The following is an 11,827-nucleotide window of genomic DNA, read 5'->3' on the forward strand; positions in this document are numbered from 1 at the left end:
CCTTGGGGTTACATAGTTAGCGCGTTTCGCCCTGGGCTTCACAGACGGCGGCATACGGGCAGCCCGCCGGTACCGCGGTGAACAGGCCAGGGGTAATTGTTTAGTGCCCGCGCGCCGCCGCTCCCGCCTAGGGTTGCGCTCAATCCCTGACTGAGAACGCACCATGACTGTCGATGCTCCACTGTCGCTACGCCAGGCTCATATCGAGCAGGTCTTGACCCTATTCGCCGATCCGCCCACGCTGTTCGTCGTGGCCCAGGATTGCGCCCAGGCCTGGCTGGACACCTATGCTGAGCAACACCGTAACGCTGCCGGGCTGATTTATCTGGGGTTTCCGGAGATCGAAACCGCCCCGACCACTTATCGCTACAAAAGCCTGCCGCAACTGTTGCTGGAGCGTCTGGCGGCGGCGCAACCGACGTTATTGGCCGCGGATTACCACGTGGTCGCGCAGCGCACCCGTGAAACCTACACCGTCGCAGGTCCGAGCCTGGCGACCGTGGAGCGGCTGATCAATCAATGCGGCGCCCTATTGCTCACCCGCTTCGCCCAGCGCTTGCAAGCCTGGTGGAATGAATCGCTGCCGGTGAACAGGACGCGCTGGGGGTATCTGTCCGACGAATTACTGGGGTTGCTCTACGATTCCCCGCGCCCGCCCGGCATGAGCGAGGCACGGTATGCCCAGGTGTTGCCCAAGTCGGGCCTGCATCGGCAGCGACCCAATCGCCACTGGAGCGCTCTTGGCCCTGCGCTGCGGGTACAGACCCTGCATCTGCGGCGTGGCAGGAACGAGCCCGTGCAGATGCTGCCGTTGCTGGTGCTCAGCCCCGCAGGGCAGGGGCCTGTGGTGTTGTTCAGCCCGGCCAGCGGCGTGCAGGTGCTCGATAACCTGCAAGCGGTGCAGGCCTTGTTGCCGGCTTATGCCAGCCCGTTATTGCCGGGCGCTGCCGGGGATTGGTTCGCTGTCGAGGTCGTGAGCGACCCGTTCGATGAATTGGCGGCGAGTTACCTGCAGCGCCAATTGCGGGAAATCGCCAGCCTGGATCTCGCGGTGCCACGTGCCGTCGAGGATTATCAGGCGCTGCTGAGGACCATTACCGATGTGCAGCGCTGGTTCATTCCGCGCTTGAGCCCCCGTCAGCAACAGCTGCGCGATCAGTTGCCGCTGTGGCTGCTGCACGTCGACGGACAAACCTGCAGCGCCTACGCGCGTCTGCTCCAGGCCCAGGTGCTGGCCCGGCAGGAAAACGGAACAGAGCATTTTCTGGATGATATTCCCGCACTCCCGGAATACGCCGAACAGCAGTTGCAGGCGTGTCTCAAGAACGACCCGAAAACCGCCACACTCGAACCCTCTGCGATCAGTGTGAGCTTTGACAAAGTCATCGCCGCCGCCGTGCCGGTGCCGGGCGGTTTCATTGCCGGGCAAGTGCAGTCAATTACCGTCACCTTGGCGCAGCTTGCCCTGGAAAACCTTGCCGGGTTTCCCTATACCGCGAAAAGCATCCGCCTCAAGGGGGAACCGGCGCCCGCGTGGTTGACCTACAACCTGCTCAAGACGTGTGTGACTAACGCCGATGTGGGCCAGACGTACCCTGCGCTGTTGAAGAAAACCCTGGTCGACGACCCGGTGCAAGCGACGCGCCGCCGGCGCTTATTCAGTCAGCAACTGCGCATCCAACTGCCCATGCAGGCGCTGGAGTGGCAGGTGAGCGGCCTGCACGGCCTGACCTTCCAGGGGTTTCGCCGGCTGCTGGCGGCGCTGCAAGACACGCGGGCGCAACGCCTGGTGGACGGGCAAGCCGTGGCGATGTGGCCACTGGCGTTCAAGGCAACACGCGACGCCGCGCCGGACGAGGTGGCGAATATGTTTATCATCGGCCCGGAGCAAGGCCAGCAAGGTGCGCATCTGTTGTACCGGCCCTTGTGCGTTCCGCTGCTGCTCGAATACCCCAGCCTCGATGCCCTGTTCGCGGCCGTACAGGCGCCTGGCGATTTGCAGGCCAGCGTCCTGAACTGGCTCGATCCGTCGCGCCAGGCGGTGTATGCCCACGGCGGTTTTCGCGAACCTCATGTGCGGCGTTTTTTGTCGGGCGATGAGTTCACTGCGTTCGAGGCGCCTGGGCCTGCGCAATTGAGCAAGCGGATCAATGTGGACGACCCCGCGCACCAAGTGTTCGCCGCCACTGCCCAGGCTATGGTTGCCCAAGCGGATCGGCAAAGCGTGTCGAACGCTGAACAGCGCTGGGCCAGCGTAAAGCAGGTTGGCTGGCTGTTGTTCGGTATTTTGCAACCGCTGCTCGGCGGCCCGGTGATGTTGGCGGGCTGGCTGGTGCAGGTGCTCGACAGTGCCCGGCAGGATATGCCTAGCCTGCAAAGCGATGACGACCAGACACGTAACGCCGCCGTCATGGACGTGCTTGCCAACCTGATGGCAATCCTCGCGCACCAGGCCTCGCCCCACGACGCGCGCCAGCATCTGCTGCTGGAACACCCGGTGTTCGCCCCTCTGGCCGCCCAGGAGCCGAGCCCGCTGCCGCCCACCTATCACGTTCCGCCGGTGAACTTCAGCGTACCGGCCGCTTGGGCCAATGCGCGTGACGTTCTGACGCCGCCGCTGCAGGCGCGTTTGCAAGGGTTTAGCCTGAACACCGTTGGCAAGCCCTGGCCCCAGGGCTTTACCGAGCAAAGCGGACCCTGGCAGGGGTTGTGGCATGACACCGCGCGCGCGCCCACGCAGTGGAAGGCGTTGGTGCGCGGCCAAGTGTTCGCCGTGCGCCTGCAACGGGGGCGGGCCCGTGTGATCAGCTCTGACGGGAGCCGGCTCGGGCCCTGGTTGAAACTCATCGGTGCCGGCCTGTGGGATATTGATCTGCAGTTGCGCCTCAGCGGGGGCGCGGACCAGGAGCCGAGCGAGCCTGTCGTGGACCGCAGTGTCCTGGAAGCTCAGTACCAGCATGCGATCAAGAATCGCACGCGCGCGCAACAGGCAGCGGAAGTTGCGTACGACCTGCTCAAAAACCCCAACAGCGGCGCCGACGAAAAAATGCTCAACGCATTCCGCGACCGCTACATCAAGGAGCTCAACGGCAAGGTGGCGTATTTGCTGCAGGAACTGAGGTTGCTCAGGCGCCTGCGGGAACTGGCGCCACGCCCGCGATACGAAGAAGAACTGAGTCAGATAGTGGAGTCGATTGTCCTCGCCGCACAATTGTCCGACGTCGTCAGCCGTGAACACATTCAGCGGGTCACGAATAAATTGCCCGCCGTGTTGAAGCAGTTGGAGGAGACGAGGCAAGCACAGTTTCATGACGAGCTGAGACAGATCATGCGTGAGCTGGCTACCCTGCATGGCAGCGCGATTCACTGGCGCACGATAGAAGAGCGCTACCTTGAAGAACTGCGCCAGGTCCCGCGACTGGGACGTGACAAGGCGCGCGTGTTAACCCTGCGTATGCCGCAACGTCCGTCGATCCTCGACCTGCAAACGTTGCAATTGACCACGCTTTGGAGTGCCGCCTTTGATGTGCGTGGTTCGCTGCTCAAGGATGATTTTATCGATGACATGAATGAAACGTTCGACCGCGCCCGTTTGGCCAGTCGCTCCCAGGTCGATTTGCAGCACTTGCAGTGCAGCCATGAACAACGCATCGAACTGCTCGAGAGCATTGATCGGGTCTACGCACAAACCGATGATCGCATCGAATTCTGGCGCGCCATGGAGCCGGATAAATTCGACCTGCCGTATCTGCAAAAACTCCAGGAACTGTTGGCATCCCTGCATCACCAGGCGCAACAGGACTTGGCGCAGTTGCTGCAACCTGCGCCGCGCCGCGTGATCAAACCCCGTCCTGAGGCGGCTGGCCAGTCAAGTGGGAAAATCATTCTTACCCGCAATCGCGACCTTTATGTGGCCCGGCTGAGCCCGGAACCCATGAGCGTCGAGACAGCCCAGTTGCATGACGCTGCGGGCGGTGTGATCGGTTCGTTCACCCAGGCCGACGATGGCGTTTGGGATCAGTTGAAAGCACCACCCCCCGTGCGTCCTGATCCAGAACTGGGGGCCTTGTTGAAAAAAGCGGACGTTCTGCTGCGCGATGAGGACAGGGCCATCGCCAATGTCGAGGCGATGATGGCTCGGGCCAACGATGCGGCGTCGCTTCAGGAACTGCTGGAGGCTCAGGGGCGTAGCCGTACGTTGGCGGCCGAGGCTATCAGGCACAAACTGAGCGGTCGGACGATCGTGCGACTCGAGAACGTCCAGCGCAGCAAAGCGCAGGATACCGAGGCGAAGTTGCGCCTGGCCGCGGCGCGGCTGGACGCGGCCGGGCTGGACGCGCGCATCCGCGCCAGCCGCAATAACCTACGCAGCGTCAATGACGTGGCGTTTTTGCAACAGCAGGGTGAAGTGAAGATCATCCGGCAGGGACAACGGGTGCCGCTGCGTGGGCGCCGCAATGATTTTTTGCAAGTGTACGCGGTGAACGACATCCACACCGGCCGCGCGCTGTGTTTTGCGCATTTTCACTACGCCAGTCGTCACGGGCCTGACGATCACTACACCTTCGGCCACATCAAAAGCCCCGAACAGAACCGCCTGGGTCGCCTGGCCCAGGCTGAGTTCGAAGCCCAGGCCTTTGCGCGCATGCGCCTCGGGCAGGGCGGCCGGGCGCAACAGACGCTGGAGATTTATCGCTCGCCTGTTGGATTGGCCATGGCACGTCGTCTGTTTTTCAGCCTCGACTGATCCCGTGGCAAGCGCGCTCGCCAGCGGACAGGCGTGGGCCTGAACGTTCTCTGACTGAATCGCATTGAGGCGATCCCGCGTGGGCTCAGCCCGGGCTCATGCACTGGCTGTGACTGCCCGGTCGCCGGAACTGCCAATCGCGGTGGCCAGTGAGGGTAGCAAGTGATCGAACGGATAGCCGAGCGCCTGCCAGCGCTGATGGATGTCGAGAAAGGCCTCGATCTCCAGCATGGTGCGGATACGCGGTCCAAGTCGTAGAGCGGACGTTGAAGCAAGGCGGCCAGACGGCTGCGGGCGACGCTGATGCCCTTGTTGGTATTGATCGGCTGGACGGTGGGTTGTAATTGCCAGTCGCGGTAGGCCAACGGCGCGCTCAAGGCGGCCTGCAACAACGGCCCATCAATCAGAGCATTCTGCGCGAACATACGCAGTTTCCAACTGCGTGGCCAGGGTACTGCCGCCGGCGCTTTGCCCCGGCAGGTGCAGCCGCTTGGCCACCTGAGACCACGCAGCCCTGGCAAAGCGTGGCCAGTCCACGGCAGGGTTGGCCTGGGGTGGGCGCGGGGTCGAGCAGGTCGCGGTTTTCGATAAACAGCAAACGGTTGACCTCCAGCGGCGGGATCGCGGTGAAACGCTCGTAGAGTTGCTGTGGATACACGTATTGATACAGCGGCACGGCAATCGGTGATCGACAACCCGGCGTGGCTCTTTTCGGCGTAGGGCACGAACAGGCCTTTGTGGGCGTACTCCAACAGTTCGGCAGAGAACTGCGTCTGGGCCTCGATCACATAACCACGCTTGAGCAGCCGGCCGATCAAACGGGCCGGCGCCCGGGTAGACGATGGCGTCGCTGAGGCATTTTTACGCTCAAGGCAGGTATAATGCCCCTGCCAAATGGCATTTCTGCGGTTTGTTTCACTGAATTTTTCGTGTTTTATAGTGAATCACTCTAAGCCCCGCTTTTTATACTGCACGCCCGCCAAGCTTGCTCCACGGCGGACACTCCAATAACAAAATGAGGTTGTACCTTTATGCCAGTCGGCAACCCACTGCCCCACGGCGAGACCGCTCAAGGCGGTCCGCTCAAACGCGAACTTGGCGAGCGGCACATTCGCCTGATGGCCCTAGGCGCCTGCATTGGTGTCGGCCTGTTCCTCGGTTCGGCCAAGGCCATTGAAATGGCCGGCCCGGCAATCATGCTGTCGTACATCATCGGTGGCCTGGCGATCCTGGTGATCATGCGTGCGCTCGGTGAGATGGCGGTGCACAACCCCGTCGCCGGTTCGTTCAGCCGTTATGCCCAGGATTACCTCGGCCCGTTGGCGGGCTTTCTCACCGGCTGGAACTACTGGTTCCTGTGGCTGGTAACGTGCGTTGCAGAGATCACCGCCGTGGCTGTGTACATGGGCGTGTGGTTCCCAGACACGCCGCGCTGGATCTGGGCCCTGGCGGCACTGATCAGCATGGGTACGATCAACCTCATCGCAGTAAAAGCCTTCGGTGAATTCGAATTCTGGTTCGCGTTGATCAAGATCGTCACCATCATTGCGATGGTCATCGGCGGCGTCGGCATCATCGCGTTCGGCTTTGGCAACAACGGCGTGGCGCTGGGTATTTCCAACCTGTGGGCCCATGGCGGTTTCATGCCCAACGGCGTGCAAGGCGTGTTGATGTCGCTGCAGATGGTGATGTTTGCCTACCTGGGCGTCGAGATGATCGGCCTCACCGCCGGTGAAGCACGCAACCCGCAGAAGACGATTCCAAGCGCTATCGGCTCGGTGTTCTGGCGCATCCTGCTGTTCTACGTCGGTGCGTTGTTTGTGATTCTGTCGATCTACCCGTGGAATGAAATCGGCACTCAGGGCAGCCCGTTCGTGATGACGTTCGAGCGCTTGGGCATCAAGACCGCTGCGGGCATCATCAACTTCGTGGTGATCACGGCGGCGCTGTCGTCGTGCAACGGCGGTATTTTCAGCACGGGGCGCATGCTCTACAGCCTGGCGCAGAACGGGCAGGCACCGGCCACCTTTGGCACCACCTCGAGCAATGGCGTGCCGCGCAAGGCGCTGTTGTTGTCGATCTTTGCTTTGTTGCTGGGCGTGCTGCTCAACTACCTGGTGCCGGACCAAGTATTCGTCTGGGTAACGTCCATCGCTACCTTTGGCGCGATCTGGACCTGGCTGATGATCCTGCTGGCCCAGCTCAAATTCCGCAAAAGCCTGAGTCCCGCTGAGCAGGCCGGTCTCAAGTACCGCATGTGGCTTTACCCGGTCAGTTCCTACCTGGCGCTGGCGTTCCTGGTGCTGGTGGTGGGCCTGATGGCGTACTTCCCGGATACTCGCGTGGCGTTGTATGTGGGGCCGGCCTTCCTGGTGCTGCTGACGGTGCTGTTCTACGTGTTCAAGCTGCAACCGAACAACGCGACTGCGGCGCCGGTGCGTTCGGCCTGACGCCACAAATGGCCCGCTGCGTGCAGCGGGTCATCCAGTCTATCCCGCGTGCACGCTTGCCTTGAGCGACTGATCCAGGCGCTTGTTGAACGCCAGCCACAGCGCTAGCAACCCCATCAGTGCAGCACCGGCCACAGCGGTCAGCAATTGAATCGCCAAGGCATCCCCGGCCATGGCATTGATCATGTCCGCCAACGGCGCGAGCACGACGCCCAGGCAAAACACCTCCAGCGAATAACGCCCCATGCGACAGGTATGTTGCGCCAGCCAGTTTTCGGTCCAGCCACGGCCCGGCAGCAGCTTGGCGGTGACATAAGCCAGGGCAAGGAAGTGCAGCAGGCGCAGCGGTGATAAGTCGGTCTTGCTGATGGGGTAGATGAGGTCGCTGATCATCGACGGCATCAGCGCATCGTGGATCTGCGGCCAGCGCCAGGACAGCGTGAGCACGCCGGCCATCAACACATAAATCGTTGCCGCGACAAACATCGGCTGGCGGCGCAGTGGCCGGGTGTCCACCGGCCGTTCTTGTCGGCTGTAGAGCGCCGCCGCACCTCCCAGTATGAACAGCAGTTGCCAAGTGACGGGGTTGAAGTACCAGACACCATCGGCAATCGCCCGCAGGTTCCAGCCCATCCACGGCGCCAGCAAGTAGAGCGTCGTAGACACGGCCACCACTGCCCAGGTATTGCGCAGCATCAACGGCAACACCAGCGGCAGCCCTGCCAGCAGCACAATGTAGAGCGGCAACGGGTCCATCAGGTTGGGTTTGAAACGCAGCAGCAGCTCATCGGTCAGCGCTTGCTGCGGTTGGGTGACGAAGTGCGTCAGGCCCATCTCTTCGACAAGGTCGCGGGTTTCCACGTGGCTGTTGGCGAAGAACACGATGCCCATCAGCATCGCCAGCAGGAAGATATGCACCACATATAACACCCAGGCACGCCGCAGGATTTTCAGCGAGGCAATCCAATAGCCATCGCGTTGCAGGATCTTGCCGTAGGCCAATACCGCCGCGTAGCCGGCGAGAAATACAAACACCTCAGCCGCATCGCTGAAGCCGAAGTTGCGCAGCGTGATCTGGCCGAGCGGGTTGTGGGGGACGTGATCCCAGAAAATGAAGATCAACGCCAGGCCCCGAAAAAAATCGATGCGCGGGTCGCGTCCGTTCAGCATGGCAGCGGGCTCTTGTACGAAAGGTTTAGTAATGACAGGCGCACGCGGGTGTTGTCGTACGCCGCACGTCGGGCGGGCGCAGGTTGGCGGTATTTGTAAGCAATTGCAAAGGCTGGGTATTACTGAATGTCTCAAATGTGTGCGGCGTGTACCTGTTAATTCTGACAGTAGACGAAGCACCGGTGCCGTGGCTTGCTGAAGGAAGGCACAACGGGACGACGGCATGACCAGATTGTGGAAGGGATTCTCCAGCTACACGGTGATTGGAGTTGCCAATACGGTGATCCATTGGCAGCTGTTTTTTGTGTTCAGGGCGGCGTTTGAACTGAGCCAGGCGTTGAGTAACTTCTTGGCGTTTTGCGTTGCGGCCTCTTTCTCGTTTTATGTGAATGCTCTTTATACCTTTGCCATGCCCGCCTCTTGGTTGCACTACCTGTTATTCATGGCTTGCATGGGCGGCCTGAGCCTGGTGGTGGGCGGCTTGGCGGATCGCTGGCGTGTGCCGGGGATTGTCACCGTGGTGGTGTTTTCACTGGTGAGTCTGGTCTGTGGTTTCCTGCTGTCGCGCTGTGTGGTTTTTCGCGAGCGCGGGCAATGAGGGTTTCGTTGATTGTGCCGGTGTTCAACGAAGAACTGGCGATCGAGCTGTTTTACCGTGCGGTGCGCCAAGAACCTGGGTTGCAGAGCGTCTGTGTCGAAATAGTGTTTATCAACGATGGCAGCACTGACTGCACGGCCGAGCATGCCCGGGCGCTGGCCAGGGGCGACAGCGATGTTGTGCTGATCAATCTATCGCGCAACTTTGGCAAGGAGGCCGCGCTGTTTGCCGGGCTTGAGTACGCCACCGGTGATGCCGTAATACCCATGGATGTGGATCTGCAAGACCCGGTAGACGTGATCCCGCGCTTGCTCAACGAATGGCGCAACGGCGCCGAGGTGGTGCTGGCCAAACGCCGCGATCGCTCCAGCGACTGCTATCTCAAACGCCACAGTGCGTCGTTGTTCTATCACCTGCTCAACCTTATTTCCTACACCCATATCGAAGAAAACGTCGGTGATTTCCGGTTGATGAGCCGCAAGGTAGTGGACGTGATCAAGGCGCTGCCCGAGCAGCAACTGTTCATGAAAGGCGTGTTGTCTTGGGCTGGGTTCAGCGTGGTCATCATTGAGTACGACCGCGCCCCGCGCACCACCGGCCAGAGCAAGTTCAATGCGTGGAAACTGTGGAACCTGGCGCTGGATGGCATCACCTCGTTCAGCACCTTGCCGTTGCGACTGTGGAGTTATATCGGCGGGTGCATTTCGTTGGTGGCGTTGGTGTATGCCGGGTATCTGGTGGTGGACAAGGTGGTGTTTGGCAATGTCGTGCCGGGGTACCCGTCGATCATGACGGCAATTCTATTTTTGGGTGGGGTGCAACTTATCGGGATCGGAATATTGGGGGAGTATGTGGGGCGGATTTATATGGAGGCCAAGCATAGGCCGAGGTATGTGGTGAAAGAAGTTGTCAACCTGGAAAAAACAACATTGGCAAAGCATTCTGCTGGAGGTGTTTTGAGATGAGACTGATACCTGCGCAGCGCTCAATAACCGGATTTTTTTGTCAATGGTGGTGGGTGCTCGCGATTGTTTTTTTTGCGTTGCTTATTCGGGTTTTCAGATTGACCGATGCCTCTGTCTGGTCGGACGAAGGTTTCACACTTGAGCTGATCTCATACCCACCAAAAATAGTCTGGATATTGAGCGGTCGAGATGTTCATCCACCTCTTTATTACTTTGTTCTACAGAGCTGGGTCGCGCTGATCGGTTCCAATGATCTGGTGTGGACCCGTGGGTTGAGTGCGATATTCGGAGCGATAAATGTTGGTCTGGGAATATGGCTGACGCTATTGATTTCCACACGTCGCGCGGCATTAATGGCAGGCGTGTTACTGGCTGTGTTGCCGATTGCCGTGCGGTACAGCCAGGACATTAGGATGTACTCAATGCTCGGTACATTTTTACTGGGTGCTACGATTGCGTTGGTTTATTGGGTTGTCTACCCGTCACGAAAGCGATACATGGTGATCTATGCGGTGTTAATGGTGGCTGGGTTCTATACGCACTACTTCTCCGTATTGTGTGCCTGTTCGCACTGGCTGTATCTGCTATTGATTCGTCACCCGCGCTTGGGCGGGCTTCGTCGTATCAACCGTCTGGCATGGTGGTCGGCGAATGTGATGATGATGGTTTTTTACACGCCGTGGTTGCCATCGATGTTCAAGCAGCTTTCACAGTTCGGACCCGGTTGGGTACGTCCGATTGATATTTACAGTCTGCCCTCCGCGGTGTGGAGGTTTTTAACGGTAAACGACGGTAGAACTTATGAAACGTTTGTGTTTTGGACGCTGCCTCTGTTGTATCTGATGTTGGCATTCAGTGTGTTGTTCAAAAGGCTGAGCAGTTTCCGGTTTGAGATTCTGCTCGTGGTAAACGGGCTTTTAACAGTTGCTGCTGCAGCATTAATATCTTTATATACGCCGGTTTTTGTGGAACGGTATCTGTTTTTTTCAGCACTGATGATGCCCTTGATAATGGCTGTTGCACTCGACAGATTGAAGAATAGCAAGGTGCTGGTGGCCCTGCTCTGCACCGTTCTCAGTGTGGAAGGTTATGGGGTTTATAAGGTATATAATCAACAGTACTCACTGGATAATCCTTATCGTATTGCTGATAATCAGTTGTCCAGGCTTATGCAATATTTTAATAAGGAGTCAATAGAGGGGGATGTATTGGTTACGGGTTATGTATATATTTTTTATGCTGCGAATTTTTATAATCAAAAAAACAGATCGATCCGTTTGTATACTCCGCCTGGAAAAGATGGAACTTCTGGGCGCCCTGATGGTGAGAACGTTACTGCGCCGATGATCAAATATACGGGTGCTACCTACATTGATCGTCTCGAAAATTTGGTCTCCACAAACGGCCGCGTTTGGTTATTGCCTTTTACTGACCAGATGCAGGGCCGGTTGCAAGTGCCTGCAACGTGGAAATTAATTCGGCATGAGGTTGGGGGGGATTACCTACTCAATCAGTATGTTATTTGTTCACCGCAAGCTATTGACCTTTCTGAGGTGTGTGAGTGAGGTGATTAAACCCTCACTCATGAAACCCTCAATAAGCGCAGTGATCTAAAACACCGCCATCAACAGCACCCTGCACGGCTTGGCTTCATACGCATTGATCTGTGGAACCAGCCGGGTGAAGTGCTCGGTCTGGCAATGTGTATCAAGCGCCGCCTGGTCAGGCCATTGCTCGACAAAGATAAAATGCCCCGGGTCTTTTTGGTCGACAAATAGGTCGTAGGCGATGCACAGCGGTTCCTGACGGGTTTTTTCCACCAGTTCTTCGTACCAGGGGCGCACCGTTTCCAGGTGTTCGGGCTTGATGAAATCTTCGGCGATGACTTTCAACACGT

General features: G+C 58.8%; 7 protein-coding genes and 1 pseudogene. 5 read left to right on the forward strand and 3 right to left on the reverse strand.

Features of this window, described 5'->3' with window-relative positions:
* The first annotated feature begins 163 nt into the window (after positions 1 to 163).
* Positions 164 to 4,747 (forward strand): hypothetical protein, encoded by a 4,584-nt coding sequence (locus AACY52_RS18120; protein ID WP_339417797.1) that lies wholly within the window; start codon positions 164 to 166, stop codon positions 4,745 to 4,747.
* Here the strand turns inward: AACY52_RS18120 and AACY52_RS18130 are convergent.
* Positions 4,741 to 5,599 (reverse strand): annotated as a pseudogene (locus AACY52_RS18130) (transglycosylase domain-containing protein); the annotation flags it as partial. The gene AACY52_RS18120 and the pseudogene AACY52_RS18130 sit on opposite strands and share 7 nt — an antisense overlap.
* Positions 5,600 to 5,778: 179 nt before the next feature.
* On the opposite strand from AACY52_RS18130, the gene AACY52_RS18135 reads away from it, so the two are divergent.
* Positions 5,779 to 7,197: an amino acid permease gene (locus AACY52_RS18135; RefSeq protein ID WP_065872554.1), complete on the forward strand. Its 1,419-nt coding sequence runs from the start codon at positions 5,779 to 5,781 to the stop codon at positions 7,195 to 7,197.
* 39 nt (positions 7,198 to 7,236) lie between these two features.
* Here the strand turns inward: AACY52_RS18135 and AACY52_RS18140 are convergent, their stop codons facing one another.
* On the reverse strand, positions 7,237 to 8,367 hold the full coding sequence (locus tag AACY52_RS18140) for an OpgC domain-containing protein (RefSeq protein WP_339417800.1): 1,131 nt from the start codon (positions 8,365 to 8,367) through the stop codon (positions 7,237 to 7,239).
* A 223-nt stretch (positions 8,368 to 8,590) separates the two neighbouring features.
* Here AACY52_RS18140 and AACY52_RS18145 point away from each other — a divergent pair, with 223 nt between their 5' ends.
* From AACY52_RS18145 to AACY52_RS18155, 3 genes are read left to right on the forward strand one after another with little or no spacing between them, the layout of a single operon-like run.
* The gene (locus AACY52_RS18145; protein WP_339560663.1) at positions 8,591 to 8,965 is read left to right on the forward strand and encodes a GtrA family protein; all 375 of its coding nucleotides are present in this window, start codon (positions 8,591 to 8,593) and stop codon (positions 8,963 to 8,965) included.
* Positions 8,962 to 9,930 carry a glycosyltransferase family 2 protein gene (locus AACY52_RS18150; protein ID WP_339560664.1) on the forward strand — a complete coding sequence of 323 codons (969 nt, stop codon included), beginning with the start codon at positions 8,962 to 8,964 and terminating at the stop codon, positions 9,928 to 9,930. Before AACY52_RS18145 ends, AACY52_RS18150 begins: the two co-directional genes overlap by 4 nt.
* Entirely contained in the window at positions 9,927 to 11,495 is a 1,569-nt protein-coding gene (locus AACY52_RS18155; RefSeq protein ID WP_339560665.1) for a glycosyltransferase family 39 protein, read from the forward strand. Before AACY52_RS18150 ends, AACY52_RS18155 begins: the two co-directional genes overlap by 4 nt.
* A gap of 45 nt (positions 11,496 to 11,540) precedes the next feature.
* On the opposite strand, the gene AACY52_RS18160 is transcribed toward AACY52_RS18155, so the two are convergent.
* Complete coding sequence (locus AACY52_RS18160; protein WP_339560666.1) at positions 11,541 to 11,825, reverse strand: putative quinol monooxygenase; 285 nt, start codon at positions 11,823 to 11,825, stop codon at positions 11,541 to 11,543.
* Positions 11,826 to 11,827: the final 2 nt, after the last annotated feature.

The sequence above is a fragment of the Pseudomonas sp. EA_65y_Pfl1_P113 genome (assembly GCF_963970525.1).
Lineage (GTDB): Bacteria > Pseudomonadota > Gammaproteobacteria > Pseudomonadales > Pseudomonadaceae > Aquipseudomonas > Aquipseudomonas tritici.

Excerpts from the sequence above, each read along its gene's own strand:
- AACY52_RS18120 (WP_339417797.1), top strand. The coding sequence starts at position 164 with ATGACTGTCGATGCTCCACTGTCGCTACGCCAGGCTCATATCGAGCAG.
- AACY52_RS18145 (WP_339560663.1), top strand. The coding sequence starts at position 8,591 with ATGACCAGATTGTGGAAGGGATTCTCCAGCTACACGGTGATTGGAGTT.
- AACY52_RS18155 (WP_339560665.1), top strand. The coding sequence starts at position 9,927 with ATGAGACTGATACCTGCGCAGCGCTCAATAACCGGATTTTTTTGTCAA.
- AACY52_RS18135 (WP_065872554.1), top strand. The coding sequence starts at position 5,779 with ATGCCAGTCGGCAACCCACTGCCCCACGGCGAGACCGCTCAAGGCGGT.
- AACY52_RS18150 (WP_339560664.1), top strand. The coding sequence starts at position 8,962 with ATGAGGGTTTCGTTGATTGTGCCGGTGTTCAACGAAGAACTGGCGATC.
- AACY52_RS18140 (WP_339417800.1), bottom strand. The coding sequence starts at position 8,367 with ATGCTGAACGGACGCGACCCGCGCATCGATTTTTTTCGGGGCCTGGCG.